At 64.8% G+C, this 18,315-nt stretch carries 18 protein-coding genes; 9 read left to right on the top strand and 9 right to left on the bottom strand.

The features are described 5' to 3' along the window. Positions 1-88: 88 nt before the first annotated feature. Positions 89-322, bottom strand: a complete 234-nt coding sequence (locus tag WK25_RS19680) for a hypothetical protein (RefSeq protein ID WP_011659947.1) — start codon at positions 320-322, stop codon at positions 89-91. Between the two features lie 279 nt (positions 323-601). On the opposite strand from WK25_RS19680, the gene WK25_RS19675 reads away from it, so the two are divergent. From WK25_RS19675 to fnr, 3 genes are all read left to right on the top strand, one after another. Next, complete coding sequence (locus WK25_RS19675; protein WP_069242502.1) at positions 602-1,012, top strand: DUF3005 domain-containing protein; 411 nt, start codon at positions 602-604, stop codon at positions 1,010-1,012. A 680-nt stretch (positions 1,013-1,692) separates the two neighbouring features. Then, positions 1,693-2,160 carry a universal stress protein gene (locus tag WK25_RS19665; RefSeq protein WP_069242501.1) on the top strand — a complete coding sequence of 156 codons (468 nt, stop codon included), beginning with the start codon at positions 1,693-1,695 and terminating at the stop codon, positions 2,158-2,160. A gap of 185 nt (positions 2,161-2,345) precedes the next feature. Continuing rightward, positions 2,346-3,092 (top strand): fumarate/nitrate reduction transcriptional regulator Fnr, encoded by a 747-nt coding sequence (gene fnr, locus WK25_RS19660; protein ID WP_040138982.1) that lies wholly within the window; start codon positions 2,346-2,348, stop codon positions 3,090-3,092. Positions 3,093-3,143: 51 nt separating this feature from the next. Here the strand turns inward: fnr and WK25_RS19655 are convergent, their stop codons facing one another. Continuing rightward, entirely contained in the window at positions 3,144-4,037 is an 894-nt protein-coding gene (locus WK25_RS19655; protein ID WP_040138981.1) for a LysR family transcriptional regulator ArgP, read from the bottom strand. A gap of 106 nt (positions 4,038-4,143) precedes the next feature. On the opposite strand from WK25_RS19655, the gene WK25_RS19650 reads away from it, so the two are divergent. Together WK25_RS19650 and WK25_RS19645 are read left to right on the top strand one after the other, a co-directional pair. Continuing rightward, on the top strand, positions 4,144-4,764 hold the full coding sequence (locus tag WK25_RS19650) for a LysE/ArgO family amino acid transporter (RefSeq protein WP_069242500.1): 621 nt from the start codon (positions 4,144-4,146) through the stop codon (positions 4,762-4,764). 368 nt (positions 4,765-5,132) lie between these two features. Next, a complete protein-coding gene (locus WK25_RS19645; protein ID WP_069242499.1) occupies positions 5,133-6,080 on the top strand; it encodes an aldo/keto reductase in 948 nt (315 codons plus the stop codon). A gap of 301 nt (positions 6,081-6,381) precedes the next feature. On the opposite strand, the gene WK25_RS30640 is transcribed toward WK25_RS19645, so the two are convergent. The 6 genes from WK25_RS30640 to WK25_RS19610 all read right to left on the bottom strand — a co-directional run bounded on the left by WK25_RS30640 (position 6,382) and on the right by WK25_RS19610 (position 13,596). Then, complete coding sequence (locus WK25_RS30640; RefSeq protein WP_083253051.1) at positions 6,382-7,344, bottom strand: fimbrial protein; 963 nt, start codon at positions 7,342-7,344, stop codon at positions 6,382-6,384. A gap of 246 nt (positions 7,345-7,590) precedes the next feature. Next, positions 7,591-8,313 carry a hypothetical protein gene (locus WK25_RS19635; RefSeq protein ID WP_040138978.1) on the bottom strand — a complete coding sequence of 241 codons (723 nt, stop codon included), beginning with the start codon at positions 8,311-8,313 and terminating at the stop codon, positions 7,591-7,593. Between the two features lie 145 nt (positions 8,314-8,458). Further along, positions 8,459-8,812 carry a hypothetical protein gene (locus tag WK25_RS19630; RefSeq protein ID WP_040138977.1) on the bottom strand — a complete coding sequence of 118 codons (354 nt, stop codon included), beginning with the start codon at positions 8,810-8,812 and terminating at the stop codon, positions 8,459-8,461. A 533-nt stretch (positions 8,813-9,345) separates the two neighbouring features. Next, a complete protein-coding gene (locus WK25_RS19620; protein ID WP_069242497.1) occupies positions 9,346-10,071 on the bottom strand; it encodes an aspartate/glutamate racemase family protein in 726 nt (241 codons plus the stop codon). Beyond that, on the bottom strand, positions 10,068-11,288 hold the full coding sequence (locus WK25_RS19615; RefSeq protein ID WP_069242496.1) for a DUF917 domain-containing protein: 1,221 nt from the start codon (positions 11,286-11,288) through the stop codon (positions 10,068-10,070). Before WK25_RS19615 ends, WK25_RS19620 begins: the two co-directional genes overlap by 4 nt. Beyond that, complete coding sequence (locus tag WK25_RS19610; RefSeq protein WP_069242495.1) at positions 11,278-13,596, bottom strand: sigma 54-interacting transcriptional regulator; 2,319 nt, start codon at positions 13,594-13,596, stop codon at positions 11,278-11,280. Before WK25_RS19610 ends, WK25_RS19615 begins: the two co-directional genes overlap by 11 nt. A 949-nt stretch (positions 13,597-14,545) precedes the next feature. On the opposite strand from WK25_RS19610, the gene WK25_RS19600 reads away from it, so the two are divergent. From WK25_RS19600 to WK25_RS19590, 3 genes are all read left to right on the top strand, one after another. Next, positions 14,546-15,256, top strand: a complete 711-nt coding sequence (locus WK25_RS19600; protein WP_069242493.1) for a PadR family transcriptional regulator — start codon at positions 14,546-14,548, stop codon at positions 15,254-15,256. A 36-nt stretch (positions 15,257-15,292) separates the two neighbouring features. Then, entirely contained in the window at positions 15,293-16,114 is an 822-nt protein-coding gene (locus tag WK25_RS19595; protein WP_059548909.1) for a siderophore-interacting protein, read from the top strand. A 118-nt stretch (positions 16,115-16,232) separates the two neighbouring features. Next, positions 16,233-16,457 carry a hypothetical protein gene (locus tag WK25_RS19590; RefSeq protein ID WP_040140887.1) on the top strand — a complete coding sequence of 75 codons (225 nt, stop codon included), beginning with the start codon at positions 16,233-16,235 and terminating at the stop codon, positions 16,455-16,457. A 38-nt stretch (positions 16,458-16,495) separates the two neighbouring features. On the opposite strand, the gene WK25_RS19585 is transcribed toward WK25_RS19590, so the two are convergent. Beyond that, on the bottom strand, positions 16,496-17,077 hold the full coding sequence (locus WK25_RS19585; RefSeq protein ID WP_040138970.1) for an undecaprenyl-diphosphatase: 582 nt from the start codon (positions 17,075-17,077) through the stop codon (positions 16,496-16,498). 452 nt (positions 17,078-17,529) lie between these two features. On the opposite strand from WK25_RS19585, the gene WK25_RS19580 reads away from it, so the two are divergent. Continuing rightward, positions 17,530-18,270, top strand: coding sequence for an acetoacetate decarboxylase (locus tag WK25_RS19580; protein ID WP_069242492.1), 741 nt, complete (start codon positions 17,530-17,532; stop codon positions 18,268-18,270). Positions 18,271-18,315: the final 45 nt, after the last annotated feature.

Genomic DNA, 18,315 nt, shown 5'->3' with positions numbered 1-18,315 from the left:
CGGGTTCCACAAGATTACCGCGTTTTCGTGCGGCAGCGGCACACCGGAGGATCGGCCGGACGGCCGATCTTGTCCGTGCGCGCCGGCGTCAGATCGTGATGCTGCTTGCGTCGATCCAGCGCACGGCCCAATCGCGCGCGTGCGCAATCGCATCGCCTTCGTCGTTGAACTGGAGCTCGGTCGGAAAAAACCGGTTCGCGACGAGTTCCCCGTCGCTCGATCGCGAGATCACGACGTAGGGCTTGAACGAACCGTCACTGGCGCGCGCGGGCGCGCAATTCAACAGATATCCGCGGTGCGTGAAGGCAGTAGTCGCTTGCATGAGTCCGCCACCTTTAGTCCCTTGCTTTGTTGTTCGCTACCCGTCTTTAAGGGTGCTGCGGCGCCCCGGCGCGGGCAGAGGCGGCGAGACTGCATCCCCTGTCGCCGCTTCGCAGGAAAAGAATCATACTCTGTAGAAAACGGGTGTTCTAGCTGAAATAAATCAGGACAAATCAGCGCGCGCCGCGCGACCGCGGCGATTGCCCCGCGCGCCGTTCCCCGTCGTGCCCGGAACGGGACTTGCTTGAATCCGGAGCGCTTCGCCGCCAGGAGAGCCGTGATGGAAACGTCAGCTCATGCGCGCGCCATGCACCCGCGCAGCATCGAACTGGATAACGAAGACACGCACGACAGCACCGTCGACACCGACGGCAAGCATCGAGAGGCGGCGCGTCTCGCGAGCGGCCATGCGTTCTCGCCCGACCAGATCACGCGCAGCAACGCGTCGCTGGTCAACGCGATGCCCGAGGCCGGCGACGGCTTTGCCGGTTTCGACAGCCGCCCCGGGGGGAACCATCCGGCGTTCGCGCTGCGGGCCGGGTACATGGTGATCGAGAAGGGATTCGACGCGCCGCCGCAGGTGGCCGACGAGCTGCTCGGCCCCGTTCACCGGATGCACGGCAGCGCGTACTGGCCCGTCCACGGACGGCGCCCGGAACGCGTGATCGAAATCACGACGGTGCCGAGATAGCTTCCGCGGCGTTTGAATCGGGCGTTCGATTGCTTGGCCGGGTTCGAACGTAGCCCGCGGTGACGCGTGCAAACCGGCCAGCGCGGGCGCGCGTTGCGTGGCCGGTCCGGACGCGGGTGATCCGTCGTAGCGGCGCGACCGTCGATAACGGCGTCGGTTCCCGTTCGGCACCATGACGCGATACAGCGACGAGCACCGCATTCCGCACGGCATCGATGCGCGAGGATTGATCGACGTCACGTCGTCGCGATGCAATTGCGATTCAATGGACGCGACGGCGCGGCGCGGCACGCATTCGTCGCCAGCCTTCCATGCGGCGCGTGCTCGGGTGGTGCGCGGTCGCGAGCCGGGCCGCCGCCCGAATCCGCAAGCGCAGTAACCGACGATGATTCGAGATATCCACCCGTCGCGCGCGGCGACGGGTGCGATCAGCCGTGTCGACGGCCGGCGCGAACATCGCATGCGTCGCGATCCGGCGTGGCGATCGCTCAGCTCAGCATGCAGCGCGCGCCTGGCCGGGCGATCGCCATGCGCCGCGCAGTCGGAACGGCCGAGGTGCAGCGGCCCGGCAACCGGGGCGTCGCTGCAAAGTCCCGGCCGTTGGTTTACTCTGCCTCGCAGCAATGCATGGCATGCGGCCATTCGGCCGGCTTTCGTTCAACCCGCCACACGGAGACACTATGTACAAGCGCATTCTGGTTGCCATCGACGGCAGCGACACGTCGCGCCACGCGTTCGACGCCGCACTCGCGCTCGCGAAGGAGCACGGTGCGGAGCTGCAGCCGTTCTATGTCGTCGAGAACGCCGCGATCTATTACAACGTGCCGGGCTACGATCCGTCCGTGCTGCGCGATCAGCTCGTCGAACAGGGCAATGCGCTGGCGGCCGATTTCACGGCACTGATGCAGGCGGCCGGCGTGAAAGGCAAGACGTTGATCAGCGAGGCATCGTCGCTCCACGACGTGTCGACGCTGATCCTCGATGGCGCGAAGGCATTCGGAGCCGATCTGCTGGTGCTCGGCACGCATGGGCGCCGCGGGTTCCGTCGGCTCGTCCTCGGCAGCATCGCCGAGCAGTGCGTGCGGCATGCAACGCTGCCCGTGCTGCTGATTCCGGCCGCCGCGCATACGGACGAGCAGGAAGGCTGAGCGGCAGCGGTGGTGGCGCGCCGCGACGCGGTGCCGTGCAATGCGGCGCGCACGCGCGCTCGCCCTGCCTGCACGCCGCTGCGCCTGCCGCGGCATGTACGCGCGGTCGCGACGTTTTGTCACCCGACAGTCGCAACTTGCGGTGGGACAATGATTCCGTCGATTCAACGCCGGAGTAACTCATCATGCTGACGCCCGTCGCCACACGTCCCGCCGTCTCGTCCCATGCAGGCAACTGGGCTCCCCGCCAGGCACCGCACTGCTCGTCGTGCGCGATGCGGCATCTGTGCATGCCGCAGGGCCTCGCACCCGAAGCGCTCAGCCGCCTCGAATCGGTGATCTGCGCGGCGCGCCCGGTCAAGCGCGGCGAAGCGCTGTTCCGCGAAGGGGACGCGTTCGACAACCTGTACGCAGTGCGCTCCGGTTCGCTGAAAACCGTCGCCACGCGTCACGACGGCCGCGAGCAGGTCACGGGCTTGCATCTCGCGGGCGAAGCGCTCGGTCTCGACGGCATCTGCGACGACACGCATCCGCGTACCGCAGTCGCGCTGGAGGACAGTTCCGTCTGCGTGATTCCGTACAGTGCGCTCAAGGCGCTGTGCTCGGAAGCCGGCTCGATGCAGCTGCGCATGCACAAGCTGATGAGCGAGCAAATCGTGCGAGAAACGACGCAGACCATGCTGCTCGGCTCGCTGAACGCCGAAGAGCGCGTCGCCGCGTTCCTGCTCGACGTTTCGTCGCGCTACCTGAAGCGCGGCTACTCGCCGTCGGAATTCAACCTGCGGATGACACGCGAAGACATCGGCAGCTACCTCGGCATGACGCTCGAAACGGTCAGCCGCACGCTGTCGAAGTTCCAGAAGCGCGGCCTGATCGAGATGCACGGCCGCCTCGTGCAGATCGTGGACTTCGACGGCCTGCATCACGTGTGACGCCGCGGCGCATACCTCGGCGCCGCCCGTGTCTCCACCCCGTCCGCTCGATCAGTCGAGAAATAGCGCGGCGCGCGCCTTCAGCGCCGCGCTGAAATCGTCGAGCCAGCCGATCGACAGACGCCAGCTCTGCCAGTAAAGCTCGATATCGACGGTCCGTCCGCGCGACATGTCGACCAATTCGCCGGCCGCCAGCTGGCGATCGACCATCCGGTCCGGACACATTCCCCACCCGAGCCCCGTTTCGCATGCGCGCAGGTAGCCCGCGACGTGCGGAATCCAGTGTTGCGGCGGATCGAGATCCGCGCGCGTCACCCGCCGGATGAACCGCGCCTGCAGGCCGTCCTTCGGATTGAACATCACACACGGCGCCCGGCGCAGCGCATCGCGCGTGATGCCCGTACCGAAATAGCGCTCATAAAACGCAGGCGAACACACCGCGCGATAGCGAATGCGCCCAAGCCGCGTCGACCGGCATCCCTGGATCGGCTCGGCCTGCGCGGTCACCGCACCTTGCACGCTGCCGTCGCGAATTCGGGCGGCCGTGTAGTCCTGGTCGTCGATCACGAGGTCGAGCAGCGTTTCGCGCTCGGTGCAGAACGGTCCGACCGCATCGATGAACCAGGTCGCGACGCTGTCGTCGTTGACGGCCACGCGCAACGTCGGCCACGCACTCGCGATCTGGCCCGGCAACGCCGGCATCCGGCCGCCGAGTTCCGCCTCGAGCAACTGCACGCGCTCGGTGTGCCGGCACAGCAGCGCGCCCGACGTCGTCGCGACGCACGGCTGCCCGCGCTTGACGAGCACGCTGCCGACACGCTCCTCCAGCAGTTTCACGCGCTGCGATACCGCCGACGGCGTGACGTTCAACTCCTTGGCCGCCCGCTCGAACGAACCGTGCCGGATCACGGCCGCGAGGGCATCGAGCAACGCATAGTCGAGCATTAGATTTCCTTAATCTGCATTAGACGAATTAGCTTCTCTTATGTCCACTCTGCCCGCAGACTAGCGCTAACCGTTTGCTTCGTCTACTGCTGCCACGCTCCCCATCATGAACTGGATCGCCTTTTCCCACGGAGCCGCCCTGTGCGGTTCGCTCATCGTCACCATCGGCGCACAGAACGCGTTCGTCCTCCGCCAGGGCATCATGCGCTCGCATGTCGGCAAGATCGTGCTGCTTTGCGCGCTGTCCGACATGATCCTGATCGGCGCGGGGGTCGGCGGCGCGTCGGTGCTCGTCGAACGCTATCCGACTTTCGTGCACGTGGTGCTGTACGTCGGCCTCGCGTATCTCGCGTGGTTCGGTTTCAACGCACTGCGCCGCGCGTTCAAGTCCGCGCACGAAACACTCGACGTGCACGGCGACGCAGTCGCGCCGCCGCCGCAGAGCGCGATCGCGATCGTGCTGATGACGCTCGCGTTCACGTGGCTCAACCCGCACGTGTATCTCGATACGTTCCTGCTGATCGGTACGGCCGGTGCGCGCGAACCGCAAGGCGCGCGCGTCGCGTTCGCGATCGGCGCGATGTCGGTCAGCGTCGTGTGGTTCCTCGGGCTCGGGTACGGCGCGCGACTGCTCGCGCCGTGGTTCCGCAAGGCCATCGCCTGGCGCGTACTGGATGGCGCGATCGGCAGCATGGTGCTGTTTCTCGCGGCCGTGCAGTTGCGATAGCGCGTTGCGCTACCGATCGATCACGGGCGGCCGCGTGCCGCCCGTTTTTCGCTTCGGCCCGGCGTTGAAACCTACATGCGCGCCGGTCGGCACCGTGCCGGCTGTCGCGCACCGGCGACGCGAAATTCGGCTCCAGATCCAACCGAACCGCACGGCCTGCCTATGTAACGAGCGCCGCATCTGCTATGCGGTGCCATCTTTCAGCGTTCGCGGCCGCACGCCGCCTGCACGATTCCGGGCGATGCGCGAGAATGATCCGGCGTCCCGCGACAACGGCGCACGTGCTTGGCCGAACCGCCGTCCCGTCGCATTCGTCTCGACCCATCACGTCGTTCGATTCCTTCTCCTCGCAGACATCGGAGCGAAACATGGCACTACGCACTCTCGGCACGTCAGACATCCGGGTTTCACCCCTCGCATTCGGCGGCAACGTCTTCGGCTGGACCGTCGACGAGCATGCATCGTTTGCGCTGCTCGACGCCCTTGCAGATACGGGCATCAACTTCATCGACACCGCCGACGTCTATTCGGCCTGGGCGCCGGGCAACAACGGCGGCGAATCCGAAACGATCATCGGCAAGTGGCTCAAGCGCTCCGGCAAGCGCGAACAGGTGGTGATCGCGACCAAGGTCGGGATGCTGCAGGCGCGCGCGGGCCTGACGAGGGAGAACATTCTGAAAGCCGCCGACGATTCGCTGCGCCGGCTGCAGACCGACTACATCGACCTGTATTTCTCGCATCGCGATCTCGCCGACACCGCGCCGCTCGAAGAAACGCTCGGCGCGTACCAGACGCTGATCGACGCGGGCAAGGTGCGCATCATCGGCGCGTCGAACTACAGCGGCGCGCGTCTGCGCGAAGCCGCCGACATCAGCCGGCGCAACGGCCTGCCCGCGTACCAGGTGATTCAGCCTGAATACAACCTGGTCGACCGCGCCGAATACGAACGCGACCTCGAACCGGTCGTGCGCGACCTGAAGCTCGGCGTCGTCAACTATTACGCACTCGCGAGCGGCTTTTTGTCGGGCAAGTACCGCAGCGAAGCCGACCTGAAGAAGAGCGTGCGCGGCGACCGTGTCGCCCGCTATCTCGATGCGCGCGGCCTGCGCATCCTCGCGGCGCTCGACGACGTGTCGGCGAAGCACGGCACACAACCGGCCGCGATCGCACTCGCGTGGCAGATCGCCCGGCCGACGATCACGGCACCGATCGCGAGCGCGACGTCGCTCGAGCAACTCGCGCTGCTCGGCGAAGCAGTCCGCGTGCGGCTGGACGACGACGATATCCGCAAGATAGACGCGGCCAGCGCGGTGTGACGCCGTTCGGCTACGGACCGGTGGCTTGACTCGCGACGATGCGCGGTTCCAACCGTCGGCCCGGGTCACGCGCCGCTTCGGCATCGGTTTCGCAGCTTCAACGGGCGTTGCGCAGCGCCATCGACGATGCACCGTAGTTCGCACCTCGCGGGGCTGAATTGCGCCCGACTCGAAAAACCCCGCGAAACGCGATTTCGCCGTTGCTCGTCGTGCGCAACCGCCCATCGGCCAGCGCGCGAACTACGAGCGTGTCGGTCGATCAACCATGAATTCCCGATGACAAGCGACCTCGAACGGCACACTACTGATAGTTGATCGTCATTGTCGCCAATGAATTCACGGTGCCACCGCCCGGACGCCCGTTTGTCGCGATGTACTCGGCCGCAAGGTTCAGCATCACGGAGTTGTCCGTCACCGGCATCGATGCCGAGTTTCCGATGCCGTTCGCGCCGAGCGTTGTATTGTCGTCGGCTTTCGACAACCGGATTGCCACGCCCTTCGCAGTGCCGGTATTCCGAAAAGCGCTCGGCATATCCGCATCCGGATCGCCGGTGAACGAGAAGCTCACTTGCTTGACGCCAACCGCACAGTTCTCCATCGCTACCGAAAACGTCTGGCGGCCGGCCGTACTACCGACCGCGGACAACCTGCTGGTCGAGACGCTCGGCAGCGGGACCACCCTGTTTCGATCGCCTACCCGAAGATCACAGGTACCGGGCGAGAAACGGATCCGCCCGTTGATCAGATGATTGAAATTCATGGCGGGTTGCGGATTGACTCCGTAACGGCCATCTAGTTGGAACACCGAATAGTTGTTTATCGAAGTTTCGCCGGTGGCAGGCGCGGCCCCTTTTCTCAAAAGAACCAATGAATAGCTGATGTCGAACTCCTGCTCGAACCAGAACCACATCGGCCGGTCAATTGTCAACCCGGTCGGAATCGATCCATCGCTCTGACGATACAGTTTCCCCTTGTATCGAATGGCGACCTCTACCCCCTCTCCCACCACCGCATTGCGCGGATTCACCCAGAAGGAAATGGGCTCCCTGATGTTGGACGAACAGTATATGTGCTGACTGATCACCCCGGATTCCCAAATGACCCCGCCTTCTTCCATTGATGCAAGCACGTAAAGATCGCCGGGCAACGTCGTAACGGCGGTTACAGGGCCATTCTCCTTGCCCTGCCAGCACGACAGGGCATGCGCATCCAGCGGCCCGATCAAACACATAACAGTGATCAATGTCGCCTTTATCAAGCTCATGCGGCACCCCGTGGTCAAAAACTGGATTGTCCGCACCGGGGCTCGCAGGATCTATAAGACGAGTACGATTTCTGTTAAAGAGCGTCAATATTGCACGGTCCGCAGCCCGGCTCGGCAGCGCAAATTTCCGGCATCCGCACACACATTGGTTCGCATGCCGCGATCCTTCAGCCTCACGAGACGCGAGCGTATGGCCGCGAATGCCGGTCATGCGCCCGCGCCGCAACGCCGGCACGGCGCAACACATCAGCCGAGCGGCGTCAACGAAATACTTGCGTTCGTCGAATCGGACACGCTGTCCGCGTTCATGACGACCCACTGCTGATTCGCGCCGAACAGCGGAATCGAGATCGACGACTCGGTCGTGACTTGGACCTTCGTGTTCGTGATCGCATAGGTATCGCCGGGGAACTGCGACACGTTGGCCGGATATTGGTCATCCGGCGCGTTCAGTACGTAGACGGCCACCTGTCCTGACGAATTGAACACAGCGAAGTAGAACGAATTGATGCCCGACGATACGTTCAATACATACCGCTGCGCACTCGGCACGAAGTAGTAGCGGCTGTACTTGTTGAACGCATAGCGCTCGCCGTTGGCCTGCAGGTTGGTGTTGTTCAGGCCCGACGTATTGGTCGGCATCGCCTGGCTGCCCAGCCACGCTTCGGCCTGCGCGCCGTTGCCGGCCTGCGGGTCGAGCGTCGCCGTCAGGCTGGCCGAGCCGCCGTTGCCCGGCCCGGAGAACGTCAGCAACGCGGCCGACCCCTGATTGCCGGTCGTTTGCGCGATCTTGACCTGAACGTAGTACTGGTTCGCGCCGACCAGATCGATCGGCACGTCCTGCGCCGCCTGCGTCGTGTTGTACAGAAATGCGACGTTGATCGGGTTCACGATCGAATTCACGGCCTGCAGCGGATTGCCTTGGCTCACCACCAGGCGATTGCCGCCGTTCCAGTTTTGCGTACCCATGATGAAGCTCCGTATCGATTACAGCAGATTGTCCAGAGACGCGCAGAACGCGCCGTTCGCGGCGTCGGCTGCGTCGTCGCCCTGTCGCCTCCGGTGGCGGAGCGCGTGTGGGCCCCGCCATCGGCGGCGAATGGCGTGACGACTGTCAGCACTTGCCCCACAGCACGATCGTGTAGACCGCGGTGCCGTTGAGATAGACGGTTGCCTTCAGTCCGGTCGGAATGAGGGTGCCGCACGTTTGCGCGCAGACCTTCAGTTGCCCGCCGACCGGAACCGGAATTGGCAGCGTGATGCAGTAGTTTCCGTAGATCGGAATCGTGAAACACAACTTGCGGGTCGCGGGATCGTAGGTCGCTCCCACGCATACCGACAGCTTGAGCGCTTCGACGCCCTCGAGCTGGACATTGCCTTGCCGGGAAACATCCCCGTCGAAACCCGTTGCGGCAAAATTCGGCACGTGTTCGTTCGTGCCGTTTTCCTGACATGAGCAGCCTGACATGATGACTTCCTCTCAGTGTGGATCCGTAATCGACGTGCACGAACGGATCCGTAATCCGCGCACCATGACGTCCGTCGGGTAATCCACTTGATCGCATCGTGACGCATCGATTTGCATGCCTAACCATCTGGCATCCGACACGCCGTCGATCATCCCGCCACACGCCGCCGGCAACCGAATCGATGGTGTCGGTGGTCCCCTCGCCTCACCGTCGCCTGGCCGCCCGCTGAAACATCAAGCAACGCCTATGCCAACGACGCATTCACGCATGCGTACGGTATTGGAAACCGATGCGGGGCCGAGAAGCGGACGGCGGCGTCCGCGGCGCGCACGCACCGTGGACGATTTCGTCCAGTCGCATGCGGATGCGCTCGCGGCACGGCCGATGACGGCACGCACGACGCGCGCGAGCATATCCGGCGTGCACGTGATGACGCACGCTCGGATTCGAATAAACGGGGAGTAAAACGGCGGCGCGTCGGGAAATCCGGTGCGATGCACGGTGTCGCACCGGAAGGGCGCCCGCGGGCCGGTCAGCCGCCGGCAGCGACTTTGCTGTACGTAAGCCGGCTTGGCCGCACGCGCATGCGCACCAGAGAGACGAGCAACGAGAAGCCCGCATGATTGGGATCGATCACCGGCACGTACGTGCCGATCGCTTCCTCGATCAGTACCGACACACGCGCCGCCACGTCGACGAAACCCGTGCAGCCGAGCAGGATCGATTGCGCGCCATCGTCGGAGATCGCCTTCATGGCCTGCTCGAAGGTTCGCGCGACCACCACGTCGACGTTGCCCAGCTGGTCCACCGGGCAGTCGATCGCGCGAATCGACGCGAACGTGTCCTGCAGGCCGTAGCTTTGCGGATGCCCGCGTTGCATCGCGAGCGTACTCGGCAGGATCGTGATGATCGAGAAGCGCTGGCTCAGCATCAGCGCCGAAAACGCCGACGTCGGAAAGCCGCCGATGATCGGGATGTCGATCGCTTCGCGCGCGGCCTCCACGCCGCACATGTCGAAATCGGTCAGCCAGATGCCGTCGAAGCCGTCGCGCTCGATTGCCCGTGCGAGCTCGACGACGGGCATGCCGTTCTCGAGCCAGTCGGTGCGGTTCTCGATGTCGGGATGGCCGGCCGCGATGTTGCGGATGTCGACCTCCACGTCGGGCGGCACGACCGGAGCGACCGCCTTCATGATTCGTTCGTTGAACCGGGCAGTCGCGACCGGCACCAGTACGCAGATCCGAAGCGGCTTCGTCATGATGCATCTCCGTGGCGGTTGGCCGCCAGCGATTCCACAGGAACGTACGGCCCGAGATACCCGAGCGACGCGAGCAATTGCATGAAGCTGTCGAGAATCAGCCCGCCAGGACGGGACAGCTCGGGGTCCGCGCGCCACGCGAGCAGTGTCACGGGACGCTTGCCGACGGCCGGGTTCAACGAGCCGTCGTCCATCAGCAGATCGCCGTTGGTGAAGATCGACTGGCCGTCGCCGCCGACGAAATAGGCGATGCTGTCCGGCGACAGCACGATGGGTTCAGGACGGCGACTATCCCATGCAAGCAGCGACTCGTTCTGGTAAAGCACCGTGTACATGTGCTCGCCCGCACGAATGCAGATCCTGCCAACGTCGAAGCCGCCGGTGGTGTCGACCTGGGCCGACACCAGCTCTCCCGGCTCGGACACCGCGCGTGCGGCGATCCCGCATTCTGCGGCCAGATACGCGATCATCTGCGACGCGCTGCGCACGTCCCCGCTCTTCACCGCACGGCCGAGTGCCAGCGCACGCGACAGCGTGGCGCGGATCGGCGTCGCGCGACGAATCTCCGGCGGCGTCATCACCCACATCGCGAGGCCGCCGAACTGGCCGAATTCCGGATCGGCAACCACCGGGCGCAACATCTGCTCGACGATCGCCGACACGTCGCGCTGGTGTGTCGCGTTGCCGCCATCGCCGTTGCGCGGCGTCACGTCGAGCTCGACGCACAAACCGCCTTGGCTGACGAGGAAGGCTGGGCGCGGATCGATTTCGGCGGCGGCGAACGTCAGCATCGGCAGCGACGGCACGGCGCGCCCGGCGCCATCCGCGTCGATCACCGCGAGGCCGAGCTTCGCGGCAACCAGTGCGGCCACGGTGAAGCCGAGCGCACCGCTCTCGGGCGGCATGACGTACGCGAGCTTGCGGCCCTGCGATGCAAGCCGCGCCTGGACGTTCTGCACTGCCATCACGGGCCCGGTCGGATACAGCGCCGAATTGATCGCCTCGGGCGCGCCGAGATAGGCGACCATCACGGCTTCGCCTTCAGTCGCCTCGTCGACCGGCACCACCGTGACCGTATCGACCGCGTAGTAGTCGCCGCGGCGAAACTGGCTGGCAAGATGGCTGGCGGAAATAGTGGTTCCGCCACCACCGCTTCCGAAAAACGCTGCGCCGAGCAGCAGCGAGGAGAGGTCTTCCTGACGCAGTTCATAGCTCATTTGCGAGTCCTTTTCTGGACGGGGTAGGGAACATGTCGCGGTGGAGTTCGGCAAGCAGAGCGCGCGCGTCCGCAAAGCGCGGCAGCGGATCGGGCGCAAGCGCGCGCAATGCGCGCTCCAGCGTATCCGCCGCTTCCGCACGGCGGTCGGTGTGCCGCAGCAGCTCGGCGAGATAACGGGCAGCGTCCACGCGCGCGGGTACCGACCCTAGCGCGAGCGCTGTCGACAACGCGGTGCGCAGACCCTGTTCGGCCACGACCGGATTGCCGAGCGCCCATTGCGCGCGCGCGCGTACGATCAGCAGTTCGCCAAGGTAGACGCGCTCCTGTCGGGCCAGCACCTCATCGAGCGCGATCGCCGTAACCACGTCGCATGCGTCGGGCCGGCCGGCGCGAAGCAGCAGCTCGCCATGTCGCCATGCCTTGAACGAATGGAACAACGCGCCGCCGTTGCAGACGACATGATTGTCGTAACCGTCCAGCATCATCTCCTCGGCTTCGCCGAACCGGCCCAGCGATTCGATGTGACAGGCGCGAAACACCTGACCGACCCCGCGATAGAACGCGAAGCCGTTTGCCATCGAGATCGATTCGAGCTGGCCTGCCAGCGGCCCGAGCCGCTCCATGTCTCCGAACAGGCAGGCGAGCCACGCCGCCCCTTGCAGGTTGACCGCGCGAGCGAATACATGCGACTCCTGCGCCCATGCGCGCTCGATCAGCATCTCCATCGCGCGCCGTGCCTGGTCGAACGCACCGACCTGATATGCCGCGAGCCCTTCGAACGTCAGCGCGAGACTGGCCAGATCCAGCCCCTGCGAACCGGTGCGCGTGTCGTCGCGCGCGATGCCGAGAAGGTTGCCGCGCGCGAGGCATGCCAGCGCTTCCTCGCTGTCGCCGAGCCAGAACAGCGTATTGCTCATCGCGACGTGCGCTTCGTCGAGCGCGTTTCGCGAGCCCGTAGCCTGCGCGCGCTGCAGCATGTCCTGCGCCGTCGCGCGCGCCTGCTTGAGTTGCAACGACGTCAGTTGAGTCGTCCACACTCCAAACTGGATCGACGCAATTTCCGCCGCATCGCACACGCCTTCGCCGATCGCAAGCGCCGCGGCATAACATGCGGTCGCCTCCGCATACAGCCAGCCATGCACGCTGCGCAGACACAGGGCGAGCAGCCGGTACGCGTCAAACTGCAGCCGGCGCACGTCGTCCTGCTCGTGGTTGGCCTGCAGCACGTCGAGGCAGCGGCGCAGCGGCGCGATCGCATCGGTAAAGCGCGAAGCATCGATCAGTGCGCTCGCGCGCTCCAGACATTTGCGCGCCTCGCGCCCGTGCTCCTCACGCGCTTTCAGACGCCGCTCGATCGTCTTGCGCCCCACTCCGAGCAGAACCGCCGCCGCGCTCTTGTTGTGTCCCGTGCGTTCCAGCGCACGATCGATCATCAGGTTCTCGGCGGCCGCGAGCTTGTCCCGCCCGTCCAGCTGCAGCAGCATGTCCGCAAGACTCGAGCGCGACACCGAGCCGGCCGTCTCGTTCGCGAGGAACGGCTCGAGCGTTTCGACGTCGACGTGCGTGCGCTCGGCGAGCACGCTCAGTTGACTGACCAGGTTGCGCAATTGCCGGATGTGGCCCGGCCATGCGTGCTGGCACAAACGCCGGATGGCGGCTGGCGAAAATTCGAGATGCCGCGGCTGCTGCGCGGCAAAGTGCGCGACGAGCGCCGGGATGTCGTCGACGCGCTGATCGAGACCGGGCACCGTGAGCACGAATACCGCCAGGCGGTAGAACAGGTCTTCGCGAAATCGGCCGTCGCGGGCCAGTTCACGCAGATCGCGATGCGTGGCCGCGACGACACGCCCCTCGAAGCGCAGGCTGGCCGACGCGCCGATCGGACGGAATGTGCGCGTTTCGAGCACGCGCAGGAGCTTCGGCTGCAGCGCCAGCGGAAGTTCGCCGATCTCGTCGAGGAGCAGCGTACCTTTGCCGACCGCCTGGAACAGACCGGACCGATTCTCGCCGGCGCCGGTGAACGCGCCTTTCACGTGCCCGAACAGCTCCGCTTCGACGAGATGCTCGGGGATCGCGCCGCAGTTCACGTCCACGAATGGCTGATCGCGATGCAGGCTGCGTGCGTGTACTCGCCGCGCGACCAGTTCCTTGCCCGAGCCGGTGGGGCCGACGATCAACAGCGCATGGTCGGTCGGCGCGACCCGGTCGATCATCTGCATCAGCTGGCGAAACGGCGGCGACGCTCCGATGGACGTGCGCTGATCGTCCTTGTCCGGGACGAACGGGACGAACGAGGTCGAATTCATCGGGGGAGGCGCGGCAGTGCAAGCGCGCTCACGGACCGGATGCGTCGTGGCAGCGCGGCCCCGGGGCGGCCCGTGCGGACCGCCCGCGTCGTGCGGCACGATTCCGTTTGCTGGGAATCGCAAGCAATGAATGCCGGCACGCGCAGCCGCCCGGCCGGAAAATCGCCTCCGAACGTGCAGCGCCTTTCAATTAAATTAAATGAAATCGATTTCCACGATGTTCCGTGCTTTTCCGCGAAACATGATTTCCCGATAGCGCGGAAGTCGGCTGACGCCATTTCCCCGACATGAATTCGCATCGCGGCCACTTTTTCGAAATAGTGGCGCGCAGAATGGCGAATGACGAAACGAATCGACACGACGCCCCCGGATCAGATGTTGGTCTCATTGTTTTGCCTGCAACGGCGCGACGTGCGGGACCATGCATGGCGCTGCGCCTTGCGGACGCGACGCCCAGCCTGCGGCCGGTCCAACACGGCGAGCCGCTCGCCGGCCCGGCGGAACGATCGACGGCTGGCACTGCGCCCACGGAAATCAGGCCGCTAATGTCCCACAGTTATTTGGTCTCGCGCTCACGACGTGTCGTCGCAGAGAAATATTACGAACTCGTCATTTAAGTTATTCACGAACGAACATTCCGTCATCCATATCGGAATATCGATGGCCAATGCTCAAAATGAAGCTACGGCCGAAGTATAGGATTTTGCATTCCGATATCTCCTCCTTCATAAAAAATTAATTGAACTCAGAACCCGGTAGTAGGGTAATACCCGTATATGGGTGACGCCGGTAATGAGTTTTCGACTGCGTGCCCGCAATAATGAATCGGAGTATTTCGAAAGCGTCGGGACGTCGCATGCACGCCCCATCGAGCCCCAATAAACGTCCTTGACACCCTATCTTTCGATATATATCTTTAGATATGTTTTCCGATATATAGGACTCGATCATGCGACACATCCCCTCCCGCGGCCATGTCCGATGCGACGGACATGGCGCGCATACGCGCGCCGACTGGTTCGTCGGTCTCTGGCACGCGATCGGCCGCCACCGCCGCGGTCACGACCCATTCGGCGGCGGCCCGTTCGGTGGCCGCGGCGGACGCGGCGGCTTTGGAGATTTCGGCGACGATGGCATGCCGCGCGGCCGCCAGTTCAGCTCCGACGATCTCCAGCTGCTGCTGCTCGCGCTGGTCGCCGAGCAGCCCAGCCATGGGTACGAATTGATCAAGGCGCTCGACACGCGCTCCAGCGGTTTCTACAGCCCGAGCCCGGGCATGGTGTATCCGGCGCTGACCTATCTCGAGGAAGTCGGCTTTGTCGTGTCGCAGGCGGAAGGCAACCGCAAGCGTTATGCGCTGACCGACGCGGGCCGCGCGCATCTCGACGCGCAGCGCGAGCGCGTCGACACCCTGTTCGCGCGCCTCACGCATCTCGCGCGCAAGATGGAATTCATGCGTCGCGCATTCGCCGGGGAATCGACCGGCGGCGACACGCAGGACGACGCGCAGTCCGGCTGGCTGCCGGAGTTCGTCGAGGCCCGTCTCGCGCTGAAGCGTGCACTGCTCCACAAGAGCGCTGCAGGGGCCGACGAACAACGGCGCATCGCGGCGATCATGCGCCGCGCGACGGCCGAAATCGAAGGCGGCACCGGCGCGTAACGCGCGCGCCCGTCCACACTCAAGGAGAACGGATTCATGCAGAACCCACCCGAACGCACCGTTACCCGCGTGCGCCATACGCTGAAGTTCCGCCTGCTGCAGGTCGTGCGCGTGCATGCGGTCACGCCGCATCTGCTGCGCGTCACGCTGAGCGGCCCCGACCTCGCGGATTTCGAATCGTCGTCGTTCGACGATCACGTGAAGGTGTTTTTCCCGGCGCCCGGTGCGGAACGGCCGACGATGCCGACGCTCGGTGCGAACGGCCCCGAGTTTCCGGAAGGCCAGCCGAAACCGGTTGCCCGCGATTTCACGCCGCGCCGCTTCGATCGCGCCGCGTGCGAACTCGATCTGGAATTCGTGTTGAACCATCCCGGCCCCGCATCGCAATGGGCAGCACAGGCGCGCGCGGGGCAATGGCTCGGTATCGGCGGCCCGCGCGGTTCGTTTGTCGTGCCGACCGATTTCGACTGGCACCTGCTGATCGGCGACGATACGGCGCTGCCGGCTATCGCGCGGCGTCTCGAGCAGCTGCCGGCCAATGCGCGTGTGGCCGTCGTGCTGGAAGTCGCGGATCGCACCGCGCAGATTGCGTTCGACACGCGCGCCGACGTGCACGAGATCTGGCGTTTTCGAGCCGAAGCCGATACCGCCGACGGCGACGCGCTGCTGAGCGCCGTGCGCGAACTGCCGCTGCCGTCGTCCGGCGACGGGTACGTGTGGGCGGCGGGTGAAGCGCAGTCGATGCGCGCGGTGCGCCAGCACCTGACAGGCGAGCGCGGCATCGACAAGTCGCGGATCCGCGCGGCAGCCTACTGGAAACGGGGCGCAACGGCCGTGCACGAAACGCTGGACGACTGAACGGACAGGGCCCCCCGTGCATCGGCGGGCTTGGCATCCGCGGGGCGGCTGGTATATATGTATGTCTGCGACGCCGCTGTCGGGCGACAGCCGCCGCAGCCCCCAGGAGCGCCAGGTCATGACAAAAGAAAGCCACGCTTCGCCGTTCCTTCGCAACCTGAAAATCGCCGGCTATTGCGGCCTGGCAGCGGTCGTGCTCGCGCTATTCGTCGCGATGTGCGCGATCCTGAAGGAAAGTTCTCTCGAGCGCGACGCCGCAAGGCAGCCGGGCGAAACGCCCGAACTGCACGATGCGGGCGGCGGCACTTCGGCATCGGCGGAGTCTGCCAAGACGCCCGGCTGACGGCGTCCGGCGCATCCGCTCCCGCGTCGTTCCCGCGCTCAGGGCATACGTTCGCGCCCCATCATCACCGCGTGCACGACGTCGCCGATCCGTTCGAGCAGTTCGACGACCCGTTGCCCATACACGTGTGCGCCGAGCGCACCGGCCGTGCCGACCAGCACGCCGCCGACCATGTCGAACGGCCAATGCACGCCCGCGTACACGCGCCCCCATGCAATCGCGATGGCCATCGCGATCATCACGTATCCGGTGAGCCGCGTGGTGCCGGCGAACAGCATGCCGATCGCAAGACTCCACGCGAACGTCATGTGATCGCTCGGAAACGAGCTGTCAGGCGCATGCGGGATCAGTTGCGTGCCGACGCCGGCCATGAACGGCCGCGGCGAGAACCAGAAATGCCCGATCACCTGCGCGAGTACGAGCGCGACGCACGTGCCGAGGCCGGCTTCGATCGCCTGGCGCCGCGTCGGCCGCTCACCGAAGATCCAGGTCGACAGCAACATCGCGGGCAACGCATAGACGAGCCAGTCGGCGGCGAAGATCGCGACGCGGGCGATGCCCTGGTGCGGCGCGTTGCCGGCATTGATCGCGGAAAACAGGATGAGATTGAGGTTTTGCATGAATCAGGTTGCGTGGGGCGTAAGGATGGGACAAGACCGGGCGGGCCGGTCGGACGCGAACGATGCTAGTGCTCACTCGCTTAAGCGCCGCTTAATGCGCAGCCCGATCGGCGATGTGGACTCCGACTTGCGCGCGAGCGCACTTAGATCCCGCACTGCAACACAAGTTCACACAATTGTCACACTGGCGCGTAGCCGTCTCCCGTAAAAGCTCACCAAGCGTCCCGTAAAGGCTCACCTTCTTCACATCATCGCGTCATCGAAGCGTGCGAGGATCGGGCGCTCCCCGGCCATCCGTGTCCTTCGTACCGATCGCCTCAACATTGCCCGGTAAATAATTCGAAATCGGCAACAATTAATTCCATATGCGGCATCGCACAACGGCATCGCACAGGCATAGGATTACGAGCTTGCGAGCATTCATCCACGAAGCGATCAACAAAGGAGTCCGCATGAAAACGAGCGATGTCCGATCGAAAGCGTTTGCGATGCCGTTGACCAGCCCGGCATTTCCAATGGGGCCGTACCGTTTCGTCGATCGTGAATTTCTGATCATCACGTATCGCACCGATCCGGACCGTCTGCGCGAAATCGTCCCGGAGCCGCTGCAGATCACCGAGCCGCTCGTCCATTACGAATTCATTCGCATGGCCGATTCGACCGGCTTCGGCGACTACACCGAAAGCGGCCAGGTGATCCCCGTCGAATACAACGGCCAGGCCGGCGGCTATACGCTCGCGATGTATCTCGACGATCACCCGCCGATTGCCGGCGGCCGCGAGTTGTGGGGCTTCCCGAAGAAGCTCGCGTCGCCGACGCTGCACGTGAACACCGATCACCTGCTCGGCACGCTCGACTACGGGAAGGTGCGCGTCGCGACCGGCACGATGGGTTACAAGCACAAGGAACTCGACATCGACGAGCAGACGAAGCGCCTCGCCGGCCCGAACTTCCTGCTGAAGATCATCCCGCACGTCGACGGTACCGCGCGCGTATGCGAACTGGTGCGCTACTACATGCAGGACATCAAGATGAAGGGCGCGTGGACCGGCCCCGCATCGCTGGAACTGGCGCCGCATGCGCTCGCGCCGGTAGCCGACCTGCCGGTGCTCGAGATCGTCGAAGCGCGCCACATCATCGCCGATCTCACGCTGGGCCTCGGCGAAGTCGTCTACGATTACCTCGCCCAGTAACCATACTGATACGTCGGCAGTCCTTTCTCCCTGTCAATCCTTTCA

The organism is Burkholderia latens, assembly GCF_001718795.1.
GTDB lineage: Bacteria > Pseudomonadota > Gammaproteobacteria > Burkholderiales > Burkholderiaceae > Burkholderia > Burkholderia latens_A.
The sequence above is the reverse complement of the archived record's forward strand: the minus strand, read 5'-3'. Positions and strand labels throughout refer to the sequence as shown.